The organism is Fictibacillus sp. S7, assembly GCF_004127935.1.
Classification (GTDB): Bacteria; Bacillota; Bacilli; order Bacillales; family Fictibacillaceae; genus Fictibacillus_C; species Fictibacillus_C enclensis.
The window spans coordinates 778450-800048 of sequence record NZ_QJKL01000001.1 but is presented as its reverse complement, the minus strand read 5'-3'; the positions used below and the strand labels follow the sequence as shown (position 1 = coordinate 800048).

The following is a 21599-nucleotide window of genomic DNA, read 5'->3' as shown; positions in this document are numbered from 1 at the left end:
TTGAAAGCGATTTATACTTCGTGCTATTATTTTTTCAACATCATACAAAACAGCGTTTTGTAATAACAAACAATAAATACTAAAAGGAGGAACAAGCGATGGAAAACTATGTTCAAAAAGGTAATTTGCAAGTAGCTCAAGAACTTTATGAGTTTATTCAATCTGAAGCACTACCGGGAACCGGGGTAAACCCTGACACGTTCTGGTCGGAATTTGAAGGACTGATTCAGGATCTCACACCAAAGAACAGGGAATTATTAGCGCGCCGTGATGAAATTCAGGACCGGATTAATGAATGGCATCTGGACCATAAGGACCGGTTCGATTTTGAATCGTATAAGGAGTTTTTACAGGAAATCGGTTATCTTGAACCGGAGGCAGAGGATTTTGAAATTACCACCCAAGGAGTGGATGATGAGATTGCCATCCAAGCCGGACCGCAGCTGGTGGTTCCGGTGAACAATGCCCGTTATGCCATCAACGCGGCGAACGCCCGTTGGGGAAGCCTCTACGATGCGCTTTATGGAACGGATGCTATCAGTGAAGAAAATGGGGCCGAGCGAGGTGCTAGTTACAATCAGATTCGGGGTGAAAGGGTCATTGCCTTTGGAAGAGAGTTTCTTAACCAAACCATTCCTTTAAAAGATGCTTCTCATGAAGACGCGGTTCAATATCGTGTGGTCGACGGGGAGTTATCCGTTACGCTACATACCGGGAATACCACAGGACTGGAAGATTCCTCAAAGTTTGCGGGGTTTCAAGGGTCGTTAGAAAATCCAAACGCGCTTTTGTTCAAAAACCATGATCTTCACTTTGAAATCCAGATTGACCGCAATCATCCCATCGGTAAAACCGATGATGCAGGAGTGAAAGACATTTTGATGGAAGCAGCCATCACTACGATCATGGACTGTGAAGATTCAGTAACCGCTGTTGACGCCGAGGATAAAGTACTTGTCTACCGAAACTGGCTGGGTCTTATGAAGGGAGATTTATCGGCTACCTTCCAAAAAGGAAGCAAATCCATGACTCGTACCCTTAACGCCGACCGCCAATATACGACTCCTGCAGGAAAAGAGTTCTCATTGTCAGGGCGATCATTAATGTTTGTCCGTAATGTCGGCCACTTGATGACGAATAACGCGATTTTGGTTGATGGAGAGGAGATTCAGGAAGGGATTCTTGATGGAGTAATCACAAGCCTTTTGGCCAAACATTCTCTTCTCGGTAATGGAAGCTATCAAAACTCCTCAAAAGGATCCGTCTATATTGTTAAGCCGAAAATGCATGGATCAGAGGAAGTCAGATTTGCCAATGAGCTTCTCGGTCGTGTGGAAGATATGCTTGAACTCGAACGCAATACCATTAAAATTGGCGTAATGGATGAAGAACGTCGAACGTCCCTTAATTTAAAGGCTTGCATCCGCGAAGTCAAAAACCGGATCGCCTTTATCAATACAGGCTTTCTTGATCGAACCGGCGATGAAATCCATACCTCCATGGAAGTTGGTCCGATGATCCGTAAAAGTGACATGAAATCATCCGCCTGGCTGCAAGGCTATGAAAAATCCAACGTATTTACGGGTCTGGAGACAGGCTTCCAGGGTAAGGCCCAGATTGGTAAAGGAATGTGGGCGATGCCTGACCTGATGGCAGATATGCTGAAGCAGAAGATTGGCCACCCAAAGGCCGGAGCAAATACAGCCTGGGTACCGTCGCCTACAGCCGCTACGCTGCATGCCCTGCATTACCATCAAGTGGATGTTTCCAAGGTACAGGATGAGCTTAAAAAAGAATCCAAGGATTTACGGGATGATATTTTGGAAATCCCGGTCGTGAAACGTGCAAATTGGAGCGCAGAAGAAATTCAACAAGAATTGGACAATAATGCGCAAGGGATATTAGGCTATGTCGTACGATGGGTGGAACAGGGCGTCGGCTGTTCCAAAGTGCCGGATTACTATGATGTGGGACTGATGGAAGACAGGGCGACTCTCAGAATCTCCAGCCAGCATATGGCGAACTGGCTGCACCACGGAATTTGCACAAAAGAACAAGTAAGGGAGACGTTAGAGCGGATGGCCAAGGTAGTAGATGAACAAAATGCCGGAGATCCATCCTATCTCAGAATGTCAGATAACTATGACCATTCAGTTGCGTTTCAGGCAGCATGCGACCTGGTCTTTAAAGGCTTTGAACAGCCAAACGGTTACACAGAACCTATCCTGCACCGCCGACGTATTGAAGCGAAAGCCAAATACGCCATCAAACAATAGCAGAATGCCTGCTCGGACCGGCTTTATTAGAACATAAACAAACCTGGTAAAGCAGTAATTTCACGGGTTCGATCGTGAGATTACTGTTCAACAATTCGTGAGGAGTTGAGAATATGCAAAACCTTAAGGAGAAATCGCTTGAACTTCACAAACAGTCCAAAGGAAAACTCAGTGTGGCGGTTAAGGTTACGATCGAAAATGCAGATGACCTGAGTTTGGCTTATTCTCCGGGAGTCGCAGAGCCGTGTAAAGCCATTTACCAGGATCCGCAAAAAATTTACGATTATACGATCAAAGGAAATGTGGTTGCGGTCGTTTCTGATGGTTCAGCCGTATTAGGATTAGGAAACATCGGCGCAGGAGCATCGATGCCGGTTATGGAAGGAAAAGCGGCGCTATTTAAGGCCTTTGCAGGAATTGATGCCTTTCCGATCTGTTTAAACACGCAGGATGCCGAACAGATCATTCAAATTGTCAAATCAATAGAGCCGACATTCGGCGGGATTAATTTAGAGGATATTTCAGCTCCTAACTGTTTCATTATTGAAGAACGGCTGAAAAAAGAAATGGATATCCCTGTTTTTCATGATGACCAGCATGGAACAGCCATTGTTACGGCAGCCGGTTTAATTAATGCGCTGAAGGTCGTCAACAAACGGATTGAGGATACAAAAATCGTTGTAAATGGAGCCGGGGCTGCAGGGATCGCTGTAACGAAGCTGCTAATCAATATGGGCGTGAATGATCTCATTCTTTGTGATTCCAAAGGGGCGATTTTTGAAGGACGAGCCTATGGGATGAACGCCATGAAAGATTGGATTTCTGTTCTCACCAACAAAGAGAACGCAGAAGGAAGCTTACAAGACGTCATTAAAGAAGCCGACGTCTTTATCGGGGTTTCAGTGGCTGAGGCCGTAACGCCGGAAATGGTAGAATCCATGGGCAAAGACCCGATTATTTTTGCCATGGCTAATCCTATTCCCGAAATTATGCCTGTGCTTGCCAAGGCGGCTGGTGCGGCTGTAGTGGGAACCGGACGTTCCGATCTTCCCAACCAGGTGAATAATGTCCTGGCGTTTCCCGGTATTTTTAAGGGTGCTTTACAAGTCTTTGCTTCAGAAATCAATGAAGAAATGAAAATAGCTGCTGTTTATGCTATTGCTAACTTAATTACAACCGAAGAACTAACCTATGACTACGTCATTCCTCATGCCTTTGATAAGAGAGTCGTAGAAGCAGTGGCCAAAGCGGTAGCAGACGCTGCCATTTCCACAGGGGTGGCCCGGAACATTAGTATGAAACAACCTACCAATTACTGAGAGGAGTAGCAGAATGAAATTTACTAGATTTAAGGTTCAGTCTTCTGTTTTAACAGGGGTTTTAACGGAAGACCGTACCATCAAAGAAATCAAGGGAGACCTGTTTGGTAAATGGGAATATACCGGACAAACGTTTTCCGAAACAGACGTTAGGTTTCTTGCTCCAATAGCTCCTAACCAAATCATTGGTATTGGCGCCAACTATGTATCCAAGACAGACGAGCTTCCAAGTGAGCTTCCGGAAATCCCGGTTTTTTTCTTTAAGCCAACCTCCTCGGTAATCGGACCTGAAGAAGATATCATCATACCGGGCAATATCGAACAGGTTAAGTTTGAATCAGAGCTTGCGATAGTCATTGGAAAAGAAGCAAAGAATGTCCCGGAAGAAGAGGTGCTTGAGTATGTTTTCGGGTATACTGTCGGCAATGATGTGACCGCACCTCAATATTTCCATCAAGCCGGCCATTGGACCATTGGCAAATCGTTTGATACCTTTACTCCACTAGGACCGGTCATTGAAACGGAGCTGGACCCTTTCAATGTTATTGTCGAGGCAAAGCTGAACGATGTTATAAAACAAAACAGTCCCACGAATTTAATGATCATCCCCATTCGTAAAATGATTTCCTATCTTACCGGAGTCATGACGCTTAAACCTGGTGATGTAATCTTAACGGGCAGCCCTGTCGGCGCGGAATTTGTGGGAGCAGGCGATGTGATCGAATGCGAGATCAAGGAAATTGGGAAACTCCGCAACACGTTTGCTGCAGCCAGAGAACGCATCCAAGCTTAAGTGAATCATCCATGGCCCGGTGGCAGATATGCTATAATTTTCTTAAACTTACAGATGAGGTGAGGGGTTTTGGAAAGAGAGAATATGGTGAAGTCCGTCAGCCGGGCACTGGATATCATTACCCTGGTCAGTTTGAAAAAAGGCGGATTGGGTGTAACTGAAATCGCAAAACAAATCGATATCAACAAAAGCTCTGTTTATCGGATCCTGTCAACTTTGGTGCTGTATGGCTATATTGAACAAGATAAAGAAACAGGGCGTTATAAGCTAGGATATAAATTCTTGGAAGTTAGTTCGAAACTGCTTGAATCCATCGACCTGAGAGCGGAAGCAAAACCGTTTCTCCAAGAGCTGGAAGATGAAACAAATGAAGTCGTCCATCTTGTTGTCTTTGATCAAGGTGAGGTCGTCTATATTGAAAAATTGGACGGAAACGAAACTCTCCGTATGCATTCCAAGGTGGGAAAGCGTGCCCCGATGCATTGTACATCGGTAGGGAAAGCCATCCTTGCTTCACTGCCGGCGAACGAGGTCGTGGAAATTCTCCAGCGTAAAGGAATGCCGAAGCATACGGACAAAACCATAACAGACAAAGGTCTTTTTCTAGAAGAATTAAATCAAGTAAGACAGAAGGGCTATGCACTAGATTTGGAAGAAAATGAAACGGGCATCACGTGTATTGCAGTACCCATCTACGATCATTTGGGAACGGTAGCTGGTGCGGTTAGCATCTCTGGGCCAACCCTTCGTATGACCAATGAACGTCTGGAACAGCTCAAGCCCCGCATGCAGCAAATCGGCATGCAACTTTCTGCCCGGCTTGGTTATACGAACGAAGATTTCGTTCAGATGAAAAAGGAAAGTTAGTGAAAAGAAGAGGAACGGGTTTTGAACAATCCGTCCTCTTTTTATGTACTGAATTTTTAAAATATACAGAAAATAAATTGACGCGGTGTTATGAAAGCGATTACAATAATTTTGAAACTCTCCTATTACAGCAGGAAAGGAGTATAAAGAACCTTCTTTTAAAAAATCTATTATAATTTCATCTCATCTCTCTCATCAAAGATCCCACCCTTAGACATCCTTCCATTCATGATTCAACGAATTAATTCCTTAGTGTTTTTTTATTTAAGAATTTCGGGAAACGTGGTTTGGTAATAACAAACAAAAAACAGGAGGTTTTATTTGATGTCATGGAAGCAAATCTATGATCCAATTGGCGATAGTATTGGCCTCTCTGCACTCGTTGCTCTTATCCCTATTTTGTATTTATTATGGGCGTTGGCTATAAAACGCATGAAAGGTTACATAGCGGGGTTAACTACATTGGTTGTGGCTCTCTTTGTGGCTGTGCTGGTCTACGGCATGCCAGCAGGAATGGCGGCCATGTCCATTTTGCAGGGTGCTGTCTATGGACTGCTGCCCATTGGCTGGATCATCGTTGCATCGGTCTTTTTGTATAAGCTGTCGGTAAAAACGGGGCAGTTTGATATTATTCGAGATTCCATTGTTTCTATAACAGAGGACAGGCGTTTGCAGGCATTATTAATCGCCTTTTCATTCGGTGCCTTCCTGGAAGGGGCTGCCGGGTTTGGCGCCCCGGTTGCCATCTCTGCCGCTTTGCTTGTAGGATTGGGTTTTAACCCTCTCTATGCCGCGGGTCTTTGTTTGCTTGCCAACACCGCTCCTGTAGCCTTTGGAGCCATTGGATCGCCTGTTATTGCGATCGAAGGACCAACGGGAATGTCGGCGATTGAGGTTTCCAAGGTGGTCGGCCGTCAGCTGCCCTTTTTATCGGTTTTCGTGCCGTTTTACCTCGTCGTTTTGATGGCAGGCTTCAAAAAGGCATTTGAAGTGATTCCTGCTATTCTCGTATCGGGGGTCTCGTTTGCGGTCACACAGTTCCTTGTTTCCAATTATCTTGGACCGGAGCTTCCGGATATCATCTCAGCATTGGTATCCATCATCGCCTTAACCTTGTTCCTAAAAGTTTGGCAGCCCAAAACGGCATTTCGTTTTAAGTCTGAAATGGGGCAGGCGGAAATGGCGGCAGGTAACGCGGAATCCATTCATGTGATTAAATCGGATGGTAAAAAAACCTACACCTTGCCGCAAATTTTAAAAGCCTGGTCACCGTTCATTGTATTAACATTCATCATTTCTGTTTGGGGCATACCGACCATAAAAAAGGCACTAATTGGACAGTATGAAGGAACAAATACTCTGCTTCAGGGGTTGAATTCTCTTGGAAGCTATCTCAGTTTTCATCCGGCCGTCCCCGGGTTGAACAATTTAATAATCGACGGAAACGGCCAGCCCATTGCGGCGCTGTTTAAGTTGGAACTATTAGCGGCAGCAGGCACGGCCATTTTAATCTCGGCCATTATTTCGAAGTTCATTCTAAAAATCGGCTGGAAAAGCTGGTTTTCAACTTTTATTGAAACGCTGAATGAACTGAAGTTCGCCTTGGTAACCATTGCATCAGTTGTGGGGTTTGCTTATGTGGCCAATGCTTCAGGTATGAGTATTACACTCGGGATGACACTCGCTGCTACAGGTTCTCTGTTCCCGTTTGTTTCTCCGATTCTTGGATGGTTAGGAGTATTTCTGACCGGTTCCGATACATCTGCCAACTTATTATTTTCAAGCCTACAAAAAATTACGGCAAACCAGGTAGGGATGGACCCCATCTTGGCTATTGCGGCAAACAGCAGCGGTGGTGTAACAGGGAAAATGATTTCACCTCAATCCATAGCGGTTGCTTGTGCGGCCGTGGGTCTGGGAGGAAAAGAATCCGATTTGCTCCGCTTCACTATAAAGCATAGCATCATCCTGCTTCTCATCATTTGCTGCATCACGTATTTGCAATCCACGGTATTATCATGGATGTTGCCGTAGATTGTTACTAAAAGATCATATAAAGCAGTGATCCAAATTGGGAATCACTGCTTTTGCTTTTTACCATTTCATTAATTAAATTGCAGAATAACTATGACTATTGTCTGAATTGACTGTAAATTTATTGACAAGCACTTAGAGGTAGGATAAGCTTTGTCGAAAATGATAGATAACCGTTTGGGTCTATTCAACTACTACTAATATAGGAGGTAATTATGGATACACCTGCACTCGTCATTGAAAAAAGAAAACTGGATGCAAATATTCAAAAGATGGCAGACATTGCCCGAACACAAAAGGTTTATTTAAGACCCCATACAAAAACCCATAAGAACCCAAAGATTGCGAAGCTTCAGTTGGAAGCTGGCGCCGCTGGCATTACAGTGGCAAAAGTGGCAGAAGCTGAGGTAATGGCCGAGCATGGTATTGATGATATTTTCATCGCTTATCCCCTTGTCTCAGAAATAAAAATTCAAAAAGCCATCGATTTGAGCAGAAAAATAAGATTGATTACTGCGTTTGACAGTCTCGAAGGGATACAAAAACTGTCTCAGTCAGCAGAGACAGCCGGCGTTGTTCTCGAAGTGCGGATGGAGATTGATTCCGGTCTTCGCAGAACAGGAGTCCTTTATGATGAGGCAGTTGAACTCGCCAAGAAGGCAAAGGAGCTGCCAGGAATAAAGATAACCGGGATTTACACTTTCCGCGGACCCATTTTGGATGGAAAGCCAACTTTGGATATTGAGGAAGCAGGAAGACAGGAAGGACAGCTGATGGCGGATTTGGCAGAAAAGCTTAGGGCAGAAGGCGTGCCAATCACCGATGTCAGCGTAGGATCCACTTCCACCTCTGCTTCCGCTGCAGAAATTGAAGGGATAACGGAAATCCGCCCCGGCACCTATGTCTTTTATGACAGGATGCAGGAAAAGTATCATTGCTGTTCACACGAGGAATGTGCGGCTGCCATTCATGTCAGCGTTGTCAGCAAACCATCCGATTCTCTTCTGATCGTAGATGGTGGAAGCAAAACGTTCGCTACCGATGTGCAGCCAGGTCAGCCGCCTATATTTCTGGAGGGATTCGGGGAAATCAATGGACATCCGGAAATGCTGCTTGAACGGCTGACAGAAGAACACGGAATGGTTGCGGTTCATGGAGAAACGAATGTACAAATCGGAGATGTACTTCAGGTTATACCCAATCACATATGCAGCACAGTGAATCTCCATAATGACGTCTTTTTGAAAAACGAAGATGGGACTTTGGAGAAGCAAGCAGTCCTTGGCAGAGGAAAACTTCAGTAAAGGAGATGCAGGCTATGCTGGATTTAGTCATCCAAAACGGCCGGATTGCAGATGGATCGGGTAATCCCTGGTTTTTTGGAAGTGTTGGAATCAAGGATGGGATCATTGTTGAGGTCGGTACGGTGAATAGTGAGAGCAGGGAAACAATCGATGCAAAACGGAACATCATATCGCCGGGATTTATTGACGGCCACTCTCATTCGGATCTGCTTGTTCTTAACCGCCCGATGATGGATATAAAGCTGCAGCAAGGGGTGACTACAGAAGTAGTCGGAAACTGTGGGCTTGCTCCTGCTCCTTTTGTTCCCAAATACGGGGCACTGCTGAAAGAATACATACAGCCTGTCGTCGGTGAGACGCAGTGGGAATGGCCATGGCATTCGGTATCCGACTATATCAGAGAATTGGACAGAACAGGAATCTCTGAAAATGTATCAACCTATGTGGCACATGGCGCCCTCCGGATTGCTGTCATGGGGTTTGCAGGCCGCCCCGCTGATAAGCAAGAGTTGAACATGATGAAGGAAATGCTTAACGAAGGGATGAAAGCAGGGGCGATTGGTTTGTCGATCGGCCTTTTATATTCTCCAGGAAGGTATGCCTCCAAGGAAGAACTGGCGGTACTATGTCAGGTTCTGCCCAAATACAACGGGATTTTATCGACCCATATTCGCGGAGAAGGAAACAATCTTATTCCTTCCATAAAAGAAGTCATCTGGATTGCGGAAAAAGCAGGTATCCCTCTCCACGTAAGCCACTTGAAAGCAGCCGGCAGGCTGAACTGGGGCAAGGTGCTGGAAGCCATGGAGCTGCTTGAGGAAGCAAGTGCACGAGGACTGGATGTGACCTGTGATGTTTATCCGTATGATGCAGGATCTACATCACTTACCACGTTACTACCTCCATGGAGCCCTGAAGGCGGAATTCCCGCTTGTCTGGATCGAATCAGAGAACCAGCTACACGCCGAAGAATGATAGAGGAACTTGGAGAAGAACAGGAGGAGTGGGATAACCTGGTTGTTTCAACCGGTTGGGATAATGTCGTCGTTTCTTCTCTTTCCTGCCACAAGGAATGGGAAGGAAAAAGCCTTGAAGCCATCAGCACTGAAATCGGAAAAAGTCCTGCTGAAGCGGCATTGGATTTGCTGCTAGAAGAGGGCGGAATGGTTTCTATTATTTACTATCACATGTCCAATGAGGATGTCGAGCAGGTGGTGAAATGGGACCGTTCGCTCGTCATTTCTGACAGCCTAGGTTGTGAAACGGGTAAACCGCACCCTCGGTCATTCGGAACCTTTCCCCGCCTTTTTTCCAAAAATGTACGCGAAGACAAGTCGCTTTCACTGGAACAGGCGATCCGCAAAGTGACCTCTTTTCCGGCACAGCGGTTTTCCCTGGGTAAACGGGGATTGATTGTTCCCGGCTACCATGCGGATTTAACCATATTTGATGAGAAAAAGATTACTGACACAGCGACCTATCATGATCCGATCCAGCAACCTGAAGGAATATCCCACGTGATTGTCAATGGGATACTGACCATTAGAGAAAAAGAAAACCTCAGACAGAGCGGCGGAAAGGCAATTAAAGCCGCAGCGGCTAAGTGTCTGTGCCAACACCACACAAAACAGGAGGCAGCTCATGGCTAACATTGAACTTAGACTGAAGGAACTGGGAATTGAATTACAAAAAGCACCGCCACCAGGAGCGGTGTATGTCCCTGCAAAAACCGTAGGAAACCTGGTCTACACATCCGGTGCCGATTGCAGGATCAATGGAGATCTGATGTACAAAGGCAAATTGGGAAGCGATCTGACCGTGGAGCAAGGATATAAGGCAGCAAGGCAGACCATGATTAACCTTCTGGCTGTTTTAAAGGAGCATGTCGGAGACCTTGACAGGATCAAACAAGTCGTTAAATTGCTCGCCTTTGTAAATTCTGCCGACGGGTTCGTGGAGCAGCCCTATGTCATCAATGGGGCGTCAGAACTGCTTGAAGAAGTCTTTGGAGAAAAAGGAAAACATGCCAGATCGGCTATTTCCTCCAATGAACTGCCATTTAATACCCCAGTAGAAATAGAGATGATCGTTGAAATTGAGTAGAACCGGAACAGGTTTAAGAAAGGCATCATTCAATCAAAGGGGAGTAGTACGATGGAAAATAACCAGCGGGATGATCTATACTTCATCGGCAGAAGAGGTGCTCAGTAATAAGCAGGTCACGCCATAGGAAATAAAAAGCAGTGAACCCGCTGTACTTGGAATCACTGCTTTTTATTATTCATACATTTTTTAGCAATCCCTAATATAATTAAACGGCACAAGAATAGGGGGATTTTTAAAAGAGTTAATGAGATTCCAGTGGTGATTGTACGGCATATTGCAAATAAAGTTCTTCTTCCAGTGCTCACGAAAAAGGATTGGCAACAATATAGTGAATCGAGAACAGCGAAACGGTTATGTGGTTAGCTTGTTTTTTCTGGTTGACCTATTTTTTAGGTACTATTTGAGGTAGCCGGGATTAAAGAACAGTTAAGTAACAATAAGTTGATCTGTTAAAGGGGGTAGAATGTTGAGTAAAGCTCCTTGTCCTAAAGGTCAGTTCAATAAATAAAAACGGTGTCTCTTTTGAGGAAGAATACGCTTCGGTGTTGAAAGTAAACAATATTTTTCGCACTTTTTACTTTATTTGTAGTGAACAACATATCATTCTATAGAAGAAAATTATTTCTATAGGAGGTTTCAATGGATCACAAGGATCAAAGTCGTCAATTAGACCAAATAAAGCAAATGCAACAAATGTTTAAAGCGAACATGAAAACTCATCCTTATCCCATGTACCCTAACTATGGGAAAATCACACGCTACGAAGAAATTCCGATAAGTTTACCTGAACAGCGACAGCTGCGCCATCCCGGAGTGGAAAAATTTATGGTACCCCTTCCAATTATCGAAAACCCGAACTATAAAGGGAGTGGAAAGTTAACAGGAAAAGTAGCACTTATTACAGGGGGTGACAGTGGTATTGGTGCAGCAGTAGCAATTGCGTTTGCTAAAGAAGGCGCAGATGTTGCTATTTCATACTTAGATGAACATGAGGATGCAAATAGAACAAAAACAAGGATTGAGCAACTCGGACAACGTTGTTTTCTAATGCCTGGTGACTTGCGGGACAAACAACAGTGTATCTCCATTGTAGAACAAACAGTAAATACGTTTGGACGTCTCGATATTCTTTGTAACCACGTTGGTATCCAATTCCAACAGCTAAGTCTGCTTGACATTACAGATGAGCAATTCGATGACACCTTCAAAGTTAATATATACTCTCATTTTTACACAACAAGAGCAGCGCTTCCTCATTTAAAACCAGGCAGCTCAATCATTGGCACTTCTTCAGTGGTAACGTATGTAGGTGAGCAGCAAATGATTGATTATACGGCAACAAAAGGCGCAATAGTGGGTTGGACACGTGCCTTGGCTAAAAATGTCGTGAAACAAGGGATCCGAGTCAATGCCGTCGCGCCCGGCCGAATTTGGACCCCACTTATTTCAGCAAGTTTCTCGTCAGACCAAGTCGCTGTATATGGAGCATTTAATCCAATGGAACGAGTTGCCCATCCATTTGAACTCGCACCAACCTTTGTCTATCTTGCTTCTGATGATTCTCGTTTTGTTACTGGTCAAGTTCTTCATGTTGATGGGGGAGAATCCACACATTCCTAATGGAAGGGGGTTACCATTTTGAGATATGAATTTAATCCAGAAGTAAAGCTATTGCTAGTAAACCATTCAAATGAAAAAGTAAAGATGGACTATATCGAGGATTCCTGGCCAATGTCTAAAATAGCACTTAGACCACCATACTATTACCACCCAAGTTACGAGCTGAATTATCCGATCATCTAAATAATAACAGACAAAAAGACTTCTATACACAGGGTGGAAGTCCATTCTTCGCTTAGGTTTCACAATTATGCTTACTTTCAATTCATCCATTTAAACTAATAAGAAAAGAGTTATCACAGTCGTGTTAAAGGCCGGAGGGATAGCATTAGTAGATATAGAAAGTTTATCGTCTAGACCCAGGGAAGAAATTATTGCTAAAGCATACCTCAATATAAAAACACACCTTTATAGGTGTGTTTTTATAAATTTTTATATATGACTTATGTCACAATGAAACGAATACGCTGCCATCCAAGATAGCGAGGTGTACAGAGATACCGAGGAAAACACCGAACAGTTCTTTGGGATTTCTAATGAACAATATGAGCATTCTTTGGATGCTATCGTCAGGCACAAAGAACGCAGGATTGGTCGACTAAAAAACATCCTAGTACGAAAAGAGTTATTATTACCTGGTTACGAGCTGGAATTTGTTGCTGAAACCAATACTCTAGGACCCTATCAAGTGTTTTGAAAAGTAAAAAAGGGAGGACAAATGGCATTTCTAAGGATTGTAATGGTAGACGGTTTTAGAGTTTTATATATTTGATTAATGAGACAGCTCATGGAAAGCGGCTGTGAACTGTTCAAAAGTTGCTGTCCCAAAACGTGTTTTATCTCCATGAAAGAAAATGTCCATTGCTACTTCCTGAGCATCCGCCACTGAGCAGTCTCTAGCATTCATGATTAACCGTAAATACGATATAAAATACGACTTTGCGAGAGCCCCTCCACGATTAACGATCATTTCATTTCCTCCTTTAGCAAGCACATGAGCAGCAAGGTTCCAGTGTTAAGGAAGGTTTAGAGACGGCTCGTTTCCTCGCTTTGTTACTTTCTTTTCGATTCTGATACATCCACGCCACCCGAGCTTGCCTTTCCACTTTTTCCTGACGAGACTTTGCCCAAAGGTAAACCGCATATTCATTAAACATTATAAATTCCTCCTTCATCAAATAAAGTTGATATATTGATCAAAAAAAATTGATTAAAACCGTAAAAAAAGAGATGAAACTAGCAGCTGGGCTTAAAAATACAGCACAGCTCATGGGAAAGCAAATGATTAATTTCTTTCGTATTGATGCTGTAATAGCTGTTGGTTCCCTTGGTCTCTTTATGGATGATGCCAGCGTCCCACAGAATCTTTAAATGGTAAGACAGTTTGGATTGCGTCATTCCCATTAATGGTGCCAGATCACAAACACAAGTCTTTCCTCGTTGAGTAAGGATATTCATAATATGAAGCCGCTTTTTATCGGCCAACGCTTTAAACTGGCTTTCATACCTCTCAAATTCATTGTCTTGTTGCATGTCTTGAAGCGGAATTTCTTTTTGCATGGTACATCACCTCGTTTTGATAAATTTATCGTATATCGTAGGACAGGGAGTTGTCAATTCTTTTAATCAAAAAAATTTGATAAAAAGGAGTTGCAATTGGAAATGGTTGCTACTAAACTAAAATTAATCAAAAAAAATTGATTAACATGGAGGGATTAGACATGAACGTACACGTTGGTTTAAATGTCACTAATTTAGAGAAATCCATTGAGTTTTATTCACAGGTATTTGACGCATCACCTGTTAAAGTAAAATCGGATTATGCCAAGTTTTTACAACAAGATCCAAGTCTTAACTTTACGTTAAACCTGAAAGATGAAGTGTCAGGAAACCAGGTCGGCCATTTTGGGTTTCAGGTAGAAGATGCAAAAGAGGTCCTAAAACACAAAAGTCGTTTAGAGAAACTTGGTTTTTTCGCCCGCGAGGAAATGGACGTGACATGCTGCTATTCGAATCAGGATAAATTCTGGGTCACTGATCCTGACGGCAACGAATGGGAGTTCTTTTATACGAAGAGTGACGTAGAGAGCATGGAACCAAGGGATTCAGCTTGTTGTGCACCGCAAACTCAAAAGATTGAGATAACAAAGTCATCATCATCTTGTTGCTAAGAGCATAAAAAGAGGCCCCTCCTAAATAGGAGAGGCCACTTTTAGTTGTAAAAAGATACATAGCCCATGATTACAAAAAAGTAAGAAGAGCAATCAATACCACCAGACCAATCCATACTCTTTTTTTCATTATTACATCATCCCTTTTGGTTGGTTGAAATACTTTCGTTGGAACCATACGGCCACATTAACGAGAGCGATCATGACAGGTACCTCGACAAGCGGTCTAATAACAGCAGCAAATGCTGCACCAGAATGAATGCCAAAGACTCCAACAGCAACGGCGATGGCCAGTTCAAAGTTGTTGCTCCCTGCTGTAAACGCTAGGGTTGTTGTAACAGGGTAGTTCGCCCCGATCTTCTTTCCGAGATAGAAAGAAACAAAAAACATCACGACAAAGTAAATCAGAAGCGGTATCGCAATACGAACGACGTCGAGTGGCAAGGTTAAGATGGCGTCTCCTTTGAGGGAAAACATAACGAGGATCGTAAAAAGCAAGGCAATAAGCGTAATGGGACTGATTTTAGGGATGAACTTTGTTTCATACCAGGTTCTATCTTTCGTTTTTATGAGGATTAAGCGAGTGAGCATACCTGCGATGAATGGAATGCCAAGATAAATAAATACCGACTTTGCTACCTCGCCCAAGGTTATATCCACAACCGCTCCTTCTAAACCCAGCCATTTGGGAATAACGGTAACAAAGACATACGCGTAAACCGAGAAGAATACCATCTGAAACAAAGAATTAAACGCCACCAGTCCAGCGGCATATTCTCGGTCTCCGTTTGCGAGATCATTCCAAACAATCACCATCGCAATGCAACGAGCCAATCCGATGAGAATCAATCCCACCATGTATTCTGGTTTATCAGGCAAGAGAAGAATAGCCAGCACAAACATAAGAATGGGGCCGATGATCCAGTTTTGCACAAGGGAGAGCCCCAATACTTTCACATCTCGAAAGACACGCCCCATCTCTTCATAACGTACTTTTGCAAGGGGAGGATACATCATGAGGATCAGACCGACGGCAAGTGGAATGGAGGTTGTACGGACCTGCCATTCATTTAGCCCATCGACAAACTTAGGAAATAAAGACCCTAAGCCTATTCCTATCGCCATCGCCGTAAAAATCCAAACCGTTAAATACCGATCCAGAAAAGACAAACGTTTCATTTGAACAACTCCCGTTCTTGTTGGTATTAACAATTGCAGTCGAGAGTTATCTGGGACTTTTCGATCTTTCGCATGTTTTCGGTTTGGTCTGGAACATGAGCTAATAGGTCGTCAATCAAAGGGTATATTTCACTTTGAAGGATTAAAGAATAATACACCCAGCGTCCTCGGCGTTCTTCTTGAATCAAACCGCTGTCTTTCAGTTTTCTTAGATGTTGGCTGATGGACGGCTGGCTCATATCAAAGACCTCATTCAATTCACATACACAACAGTCACGGTGCTTCAGAATGACGACGATCGTTAAGCGTGTTTTGTCACCCAGCCAGCAATTTTAAAGCCTGAGCCATCTTATCTAAGGGAACAGTCCTCGAAGGAATTGACGTACACCTCCCATTCATTCATAGTCATATAACTATATGTAGATTACTGGAGTGATGAACTAATAAATTGTTAACGGTTTGTAAAGGTTAAGCGTGAGGATAAATTTATGGTTGAATATATAATAATATACTTATACAATGATGAATGAAAATAATGTTGATGTGAGGAGGTGCTTACATGATTACCAATGAAACTGTTGAATTAGACGTTGCTGCAAATATTCTAAAGGTTCTTGGGGATAAAACCAGACTAGCGATGGTCAAAATTGTTTCAGAGAATGAATGCTGCGTATGCGAATTTGTGGATTTGTTCGACATGAGCCAGCCTGCAGTCAGCCAGCATTTGCGAAAGTTACGGGACAGCGGGATTGTGAAGGAACGGAGAAAAGGCCAGTGGATCTATTATTCATTGAACCCTTCCTATCCGTATCATTCCTTTGTGCTGCAAATTATTAAAGATCTTCCCAGCCAACATTATCGAATTGAAGAATTAGAAGCACAAGGAAAACGAGTAACTTGTTGCGATGAATAGGAGGTTTTAATTCTGTGGGCTCAGTACTTAGTGCCAGTGTCATTTTCTTAGTCACACTAACACTTGTCATCTGGCAGCCGAGAGGCCTTAATATTGGTTGGAGTGCTTGTGGGGGAGCCGTTTTAGCCCTCCTTTTCCAAGTGGTCTCCTTCCAGGATGTAATTGATGTAACAGGCATTGTTTGGAACGCCACGCTAACCTTTGTGGCTGTTATTATTATTTCCCTTATTTTAGATGAAATCGGGTTCTTCGAGTGGGCGGCCCTTCATATGGCTCGCTTTGCTAACGGGAATGGAATCAAAATGTTCTTGCTCGTTACGGTACTCGGGGCGGTTGTTGCAGCCTTTTTTGCCAATGACGGAGCAGCATTGATTTTAACACCGATTGTACTCGCCATGGTGCGTAACCTGAAATTTGAGGATAAGATGATCCTGCCGTTTATCATGGCCAGTGGATTTATCGCCGATACGACGTCACTTCCTCTTGTGGTCAGTAACTTGGTGAACATCGTTTCTGCAGACTTTTTTGGCATCAGTTTTTCCACGTATGCAAGCCGAATGATCGTGCCCAACATTTTCAGCTTGCTGTCCAGTATTTTGGTGCTGTATCTCTACTTCAGAAAAAGCATTCCAAAATCATATGACATCAACCAACTGAAGAAGCCAGCCGATGCGATAAAAGACCTGGAGATGTTCAAATCTTCTTGGTTTGTACTCGCCGCCTTGCTGGTAGGCTATTTTGTCGGAGAGTTCTTTTCCGTGCCCGTATCGTTTATCGCGGGGATCATCGCAATTGTTTTCTTGCAAACGGCGAGAAAAAGCAATGCCGTACAAACGAAAACAGTCCTCAAAGGGGCACCATGGGCGGTTGTCTTTTTCTCCATTGGGATGTATGTGGTCGTTTATGGACTTAAAAACGTGGGGCTAACGAGTCTTTTGGCTGACTTGATTCAAAATGTCACCCACCATGGGTTGTTTGTCGGCACGGTTGGAATGGGCTTTATTTCCGCCATTATCTCATCTATCATGAACAACATGCCAACCGTTATGATTGACGCCTTGGCGATTTCAGACACCCATACCACAGGGGCGATGAGAGAAGCCTTGATCTATGCGAACGTCATTGGTTCTGACCTTGGACCTAAGCTCACACCGATCGGTTCGTTGGCCACGCTGCTTTGGCTTCATGTGTTAAACACTAAAGGGGTAAAAATCTCGTGGGGATACTATTTCAAAGTAGGTATCGTCTTAACGGTTCCAACGTTATTCATTACCTTGACGGGACTTTATATCTGGTTATCCATCATTCATTAATTCTCTGAAGGAGTGTTTCAAATGGCAAAAAAAACAATTTACTTCTTATGTACAGGAAACTCGTGCAGAAGCCAAATGGCTGAGGGCTGGGGTAAAAAACTTCTTGGGGACGAGTGGGAAGTGAAAAGTGCGGGCATCGAAGCTCACGGCTTGAATCCGAACGCCGTAAAAGCGATGAAGGAAGTGGATATCGACATCTCCAACCAAACCTCTGATATCATCGATCCTGAAATCTTGAACAACGCAGACTTCGTGGTGACCCTTTGTGGAGATGCCGCGGATAAATGCCCGATCACACCACCTCACGTAAAACGTGATCACTGGGGATTTGATGATCCTGCGAAAGCTCAAGGAACAGAAGAAGAAAAGTGGAAGTTCTTCCAGCGTGTTCGCGATGAAATCGGAGATCGCATCTCCACCTTTGCGAAAACTGGAAAATAAGAACCAATGTGCCAAGGGGCAACTCTTGGCCTTTTCTCTAAACGATATATAAGTAAAAACTTATACTGGAGTAAGCAACAATTAATATTGATATCAATAAAGTATAAAAAACCCATCGTAATGATGGGTTTAATCTTTTAAAGCTACTTTCAATAATCCATTCATTACTTGCTTAAAGCATCTTCACCATTTACGCTCATAGGATTTTTAAAGAATATAAAGATCTTTAACGTGATTAAACTGGGCCATACATCAATAGGTGTGCATATTGAATGTTTTAATTTTCTTCACAAGGGTTGAATGGTCTACTCCTAAATAGGCCGCAGCTTTCCTAATAGAGGGCTTCCTCTGTAGTGCATCTTCAATTAATCTTTTTTCAAAGAGTTTGACCCGCTGTTTTAAAGGAAGAATGGATTCAGGATGATTTTGAATCCTGAAGTGAGGCGGGAGGTCAACTGGTTCGATCGTAAGGGAAGGAACCGAAACAATCATGCTTTCCACTAAATTTCTTAATTCTCTAACGTTCCCTGGCCAATGATAATTTTCCAATATGTGCAGCGTATCTTGTGAGATATGCTTCTCGACATTATACAATTTACAGAAATGAGCAAAAAAGTGCTGCAGCAGGGCATGGATATCTTCAGTACGTTCACGCAAAGACGGAACGTTCAATTCTACAACCTGCAAACGATAAAATAGGTCTTCCCGGAATTTACCTGCTCTGACCAATTCCTTTAGATTTTGATTGGTAGCCGAGATAATTCGAATGTCCAATTGCTTTGTTTTGGTGCCTCCAACTCGCTGGATTTGCTTCTCTTGGAGTACACGGAGCAATTTGACCTGCAGCGCTAGCGGCAGGTCACCTATTTCATCAAGAAGAACGGTCCCTTTATCCGCCAGTTCCAACAACCCGATTTTTCCTTCCTGGCGCGCTCCAGTGAACGCGCCCTTTACATGGCCAAACAACTCTGACTCTAATAACGGCTCAGGAATGGCCCCGCAGTTCACTTTAATAAAAGGCTTATCTTTCCGGTCACTTAATTGATGAAGTAAGTCGGCGATGACTTCTTTTCCTGATCCGGAAGGGCCTAACAATAATATACTTGTAGGGAAGGATGCCACCTGCTCTACTTTTTGAATAACTTCCTTCATTCGGACACTTTCCAAGATCACTTGTTCATCCGAGCCATCTGTCATAAACGTATAACGGTTTTGGCTCATTTCTGAAAAACTTTTCGCCTTTGTTAACGCTTTAGTCATCCTATTTAACTGAGTAATATCGCGGACACTTGTCACGACCATCTGAATCTCACCAGATTCGTTGAATACGGGATTTCCGGTGACGATCACATCTTTTTGTTGTTTCCCGATTTTCTGCAAAATTGATATCCTCTTTTTGGCATCCAATACGAGTAGAGAGACAGACTGATCAAAATATCCTTTCGACATTAACTCACTCATGTGCTTGCCGACTAGCTCCTCTCTTCGGAACCCAGTCATTTCCTCATAAGCCGAATTAACAAGTAAGGTCTTGCCTTCTTTATTTACCACATAAATACCGTCGGTTGAAAATTCAAGAACCTTTTCTAATTTATCCATGTAAAAAAACCTTCCTTGTTTAAAATATGGTGAAAAACATCACCGGTGGTGAAAAACATCACCAGCTTTATTATACAACCATTCGTTCATAATTAGGGTTTTCTGTGGTGAATTTTATCACCACATTAGATTCAACACAGCCATGCAATCCTACTCAACACCGGCTTTTTTAGTTTTGGCATGGATCTTGCAAGTATGTGAAGAAGTGAAAGGAGGGAAGTTCATTATGAATATAAAAGGTTTATTTATCAATGGTGAGTCAGTAATCAAGCAAAGAACCTACGATCTCCGGTCTCCATATAACGGAGAATCTATCGCCACGATTAGTATGGCAGATCAAGAAGATGTAAATCGGGCAATTGATGGGGCTCAGGCAGCTTTTGAAGTAATGAAAGAAATGCATGCCTATCAACGCTCTGAGATCTTGTTAAGGGTTGTGCAAATCTTTGAAGAAAGGAAGGAGGAGTTAGCTCGTGTATTGGTGCAGGAAGCCGGCAAACCGATTCGCACCGCACGTGGAGAAATCGATCGGACCATTGCTACCTACCAGCTTGCTGCAGAGGAGGCAAAAAGGATTTATGGGGAGACGATTCCGATGGATGCAGCCCCAGGCGGTGAAAATCGAATCGGGTTTACATGGAGAGAACCATTAGGCGTAGTGGTTGCAATTAGCCCTTTTAACTTTCCGTTTAATTTGGTCGCCCACAAATTGGGTCCAGCCATCGCTGCAGGAAACACGGTTGTTTTAAAACCTGCTGAACAAACGCCATTAAGTGCATATCTTACCGCTGAAATTTTTCAGCAGGCTGGACTTCCGAATGGAGCTGTTCAGGTAGTGGCAGGTAGTGGCAGAGAACTCAGTGATGCTTTAATCATGGATCCAAGAGTCAAGAAAATTACTTTCACAGGCAGTTCTCAAGTAGGTAAAGCAATTAAGGCAAAAGCGGGATTAAGAAAAGTAACATTGGAACTTGGTTCAAATTCCGGGTTAATTGTCGAACCGGATGTCCCTTTGGAAAAAGTGATTCAGAGATGTGTGGAAGGGGCATTTTCCTTTGCTGGCCAAGTTTGTATTTCACTGCAACGCATTTATGTCCATGAATCGATTTATGAGGATTTTAGTAAGCGTTTTATAGAACACACTAAACAATTAAAAGTAGGTGACCCGTCGGAAGAAACTACTGATATAAGTGCCATGATCAGTTCCCAGGAGTTGGAGCGGATCGAATCGTGGGTAACTGGTGCCGTAAAGCAGGGTGCCAAAATTGGCATCGGGGGTGCAAGGAATGGAACTATTTTTCCACCAACCGTTTTGCTGAACGTCAAACGAGATATGGCAGTTTCATGTCAGGAAACGTTTGCTCCCGTGGTTTCAATCGTGCCCTATAAGAAACTAGATCAAGCGATTAACATGGTGAACGATTCAGTGTATGGACTCAATGTGGGGATTTATACCCAAAACATTATGAATGCCTTGCATGCGGCACGTAAGTTGGAGTCGGGCGGCGTGATAATCAATGATATCCCAACCTTTAGGCTCGATCATATGCCTTATGGCGGTGTGAAAGAAAGCGGTTACGGTCGTGAAGGAATTAAATACGCGGTTGAAGAAATGACCGAATTAAAATTCGTTACAATGAAAACCACTTTTTAAGGGGGAGTAC

19 protein-coding genes are annotated in these 21599 nt (G+C 43.4%); 14 read left to right on the top strand and 5 right to left on the bottom strand.

The features are described from left to right. Positions 1–98 precede the first annotated feature (98 nt). The 9 genes from DMO16_RS04100 (at position 99) to DMO16_RS04060 (ending at position 12319) form a co-directional block, all read left to right on the top strand. On the top strand, positions 99–2276 hold the full coding sequence (locus DMO16_RS04100; RefSeq protein ID WP_129475549.1) for a malate synthase G: 2178 nt from the start codon (positions 99–101) through the stop codon (positions 2274–2276). A gap of 113 nt (positions 2277–2389) precedes the next feature. Continuing rightward, entirely contained in the window at positions 2390–3595 is a 1206-nt protein-coding gene (locus DMO16_RS04095) for an NAD(P)-dependent malic enzyme (protein WP_061970220.1), read from the top strand. Positions 3596–3608: 13 nt separating this feature from the next. After that, complete coding sequence (locus DMO16_RS04090) at positions 3609–4388, top strand: fumarylacetoacetate hydrolase family protein (protein WP_129475547.1); 780 nt, start codon at positions 3609–3611, stop codon at positions 4386–4388. 69 nt (positions 4389–4457) lie between these two features. Then, on the top strand, positions 4458–5255 hold the full coding sequence (locus tag DMO16_RS04085; RefSeq protein WP_129475544.1) for an IclR family transcriptional regulator: 798 nt from the start codon (positions 4458–4460) through the stop codon (positions 5253–5255). 324 nt (positions 5256–5579) lie between these two features. After that, on the top strand, positions 5580–7289 hold the full coding sequence (locus DMO16_RS04080) for an L-lactate permease (RefSeq protein WP_129475542.1): 1710 nt from the start codon (positions 5580–5582) through the stop codon (positions 7287–7289). 215 nt (positions 7290–7504) lie between these two features. Then, on the top strand, positions 7505–8593 hold the full coding sequence (locus DMO16_RS04075; RefSeq protein WP_129475540.1) for an alanine racemase: 1089 nt from the start codon (positions 7505–7507) through the stop codon (positions 8591–8593). Between the two features lie 14 nt (positions 8594–8607). Continuing rightward, the gene (locus DMO16_RS04070; protein ID WP_129475538.1) at positions 8608–10242 is read left to right on the top strand and encodes an N-acyl-D-amino-acid deacylase family protein; all 1635 of its coding nucleotides are present in this window, start codon (positions 8608–8610) and stop codon (positions 10240–10242) included. Continuing rightward, on the top strand, positions 10235–10696 hold the full coding sequence (locus DMO16_RS04065; RefSeq protein WP_129475536.1) for a RidA family protein: 462 nt from the start codon (positions 10235–10237) through the stop codon (positions 10694–10696). Before DMO16_RS04070 ends, DMO16_RS04065 begins: the two co-directional genes overlap by 8 nt. Positions 10697–11338: 642 nt before the next feature. Further along, a complete protein-coding gene (locus tag DMO16_RS04060) occupies positions 11339–12319 on the top strand; it encodes an SDR family oxidoreductase (RefSeq protein WP_061970235.1) in 981 nt (326 codons plus the stop codon). Between the two features lie 772 nt (positions 12320–13091). On the opposite strand, the gene DMO16_RS04055 is transcribed toward DMO16_RS04060, so the two are convergent. Both DMO16_RS04055 and DMO16_RS04050 read right to left on the bottom strand, forming a co-directional pair. Further along, on the bottom strand, positions 13092–13289 hold the full coding sequence (locus DMO16_RS04055) for a hypothetical protein (protein WP_129475534.1): 198 nt from the start codon (positions 13287–13289) through the stop codon (positions 13092–13094). 266 nt (positions 13290–13555) lie between these two features. Beyond that, positions 13556–13879 (bottom strand): ArsR/SmtB family transcription factor, encoded by a 324-nt coding sequence (locus DMO16_RS04050; protein WP_061970243.1) that lies wholly within the window; start codon positions 13877–13879, stop codon positions 13556–13558. A 161-nt stretch (positions 13880–14040) separates the two neighbouring features. On the opposite strand from DMO16_RS04050, the gene DMO16_RS04045 reads away from it, so the two are divergent. After that, entirely contained in the window at positions 14041–14490 is a 450-nt protein-coding gene (locus tag DMO16_RS04045) for an ArsI/CadI family heavy metal resistance metalloenzyme (protein ID WP_129475532.1), read from the top strand. Positions 14491–14622: 132 nt separating this feature from the next. Here DMO16_RS04045 and arsB read toward each other — a convergent pair whose 3' ends face one another. Next, positions 14623–15669, bottom strand: a complete 1047-nt coding sequence (gene arsB / locus DMO16_RS04040; RefSeq protein ID WP_129475529.1) for an ACR3 family arsenite efflux transporter — start codon at positions 15667–15669, stop codon at positions 14623–14625. Positions 15670–15695: 26 nt separating this feature from the next. Continuing rightward, entirely contained in the window at positions 15696–15992 is a 297-nt protein-coding gene (locus DMO16_RS04035; protein WP_425590061.1) for an ArsR/SmtB family transcription factor, read from the bottom strand. 236 nt (positions 15993–16228) lie between these two features. Here DMO16_RS04035 and DMO16_RS04030 point away from each other — a divergent pair, with 236 nt between their 5' ends. From DMO16_RS04030 to arsC, 3 genes are read left to right on the top strand one after another with little or no spacing between them, the layout of a single operon-like run. Continuing rightward, the gene (locus tag DMO16_RS04030) at positions 16229–16582 is read left to right on the top strand and encodes an ArsR/SmtB family transcription factor (protein WP_206738051.1); all 354 of its coding nucleotides are present in this window, start codon (positions 16229–16231) and stop codon (positions 16580–16582) included. A gap of 14 nt (positions 16583–16596) precedes the next feature. Further along, complete coding sequence (locus tag DMO16_RS04025; protein WP_129475527.1) at positions 16597–17895, top strand: arsenic transporter; 1299 nt, start codon at positions 16597–16599, stop codon at positions 17893–17895. A gap of 21 nt (positions 17896–17916) precedes the next feature. Beyond that, positions 17917–18336, top strand: a complete 420-nt coding sequence (arsC, locus tag DMO16_RS04020; protein WP_129475525.1) for an arsenate reductase (thioredoxin) — start codon at positions 17917–17919, stop codon at positions 18334–18336. A gap of 252 nt (positions 18337–18588) precedes the next feature. Here arsC and DMO16_RS04015 read toward each other — a convergent pair whose 3' ends face one another. Further along, the gene (locus tag DMO16_RS04015; protein ID WP_129475523.1) at positions 18589–19935 is read right to left on the bottom strand and encodes a sigma-54 interaction domain-containing protein; all 1347 of its coding nucleotides are present in this window, start codon (positions 19933–19935) and stop codon (positions 18589–18591) included. Between the two features lie 226 nt (positions 19936–20161). Here DMO16_RS04015 and DMO16_RS04010 point away from each other — a divergent pair, with 226 nt between their 5' ends. Further along, complete coding sequence (locus DMO16_RS04010) at positions 20162–21589, top strand: aldehyde dehydrogenase family protein (protein WP_129475520.1); 1428 nt, start codon at positions 20162–20164, stop codon at positions 21587–21589. The last annotated feature ends 10 nt before the right edge of the window (positions 21590–21599 follow it).

Bases quoted from the DNA above. Each gene is read 5' to 3' on its own strand.
- DMO16_RS04090 (WP_129475547.1), top strand. From the start codon at position 3,609: ATGAAATTTACTAGATTTAAGGTTCAGTCTTCTGTTTTAACAGGGGTT.
- DMO16_RS04045 (WP_129475532.1), top strand. From the start codon at position 14,041: ATGAACGTACACGTTGGTTTAAATGTCACTAATTTAGAGAAATCCATT.
- DMO16_RS04080 (WP_129475542.1), top strand. From the start codon at position 5,580: ATGTCATGGAAGCAAATCTATGATCCAATTGGCGATAGTATTGGCCTC.
- DMO16_RS04070 (WP_129475538.1), top strand. From the start codon at position 8,608: ATGCTGGATTTAGTCATCCAAAACGGCCGGATTGCAGATGGATCGGGT.
- DMO16_RS04075 (WP_129475540.1), top strand. From the start codon at position 7,505: ATGGATACACCTGCACTCGTCATTGAAAAAAGAAAACTGGATGCAAAT.
- DMO16_RS04010 (WP_129475520.1), top strand. From the start codon at position 20,162: ATGAATATAAAAGGTTTATTTATCAATGGTGAGTCAGTAATCAAGCAA.
- DMO16_RS04095 (WP_061970220.1), top strand. From the start codon at position 2,390: ATGCAAAACCTTAAGGAGAAATCGCTTGAACTTCACAAACAGTCCAAA.
- arsC (WP_129475525.1), top strand. From the start codon at position 17,917: ATGGCAAAAAAAACAATTTACTTCTTATGTACAGGAAACTCGTGCAGA.
- arsB (WP_129475529.1), bottom strand. From the start codon at position 15,669: ATGAAACGTTTGTCTTTTCTGGATCGGTATTTAACGGTTTGGATTTTT.
- DMO16_RS04055 (WP_129475534.1), bottom strand. From the start codon at position 13,289: ATGATCGTTAATCGTGGAGGGGCTCTCGCAAAGTCGTATTTTATATCG.
- DMO16_RS04065 (WP_129475536.1), top strand. From the start codon at position 10,235: ATGGCTAACATTGAACTTAGACTGAAGGAACTGGGAATTGAATTACAA.
- DMO16_RS04030 (WP_206738051.1), top strand. From the start codon at position 16,229: ATGATTACCAATGAAACTGTTGAATTAGACGTTGCTGCAAATATTCTA.
- DMO16_RS04060 (WP_061970235.1), top strand. From the start codon at position 11,339: ATGGATCACAAGGATCAAAGTCGTCAATTAGACCAAATAAAGCAAATG.
- DMO16_RS04100 (WP_129475549.1), top strand. From the start codon at position 99: ATGGAAAACTATGTTCAAAAAGGTAATTTGCAAGTAGCTCAAGAACTT.
- DMO16_RS04050 (WP_061970243.1), bottom strand. From the start codon at position 13,879: ATGCAAAAAGAAATTCCGCTTCAAGACATGCAACAAGACAATGAATTT.
- DMO16_RS04015 (WP_129475523.1), bottom strand. From the start codon at position 19,935: ATGGATAAATTAGAAAAGGTTCTTGAATTTTCAACCGACGGTATTTAT.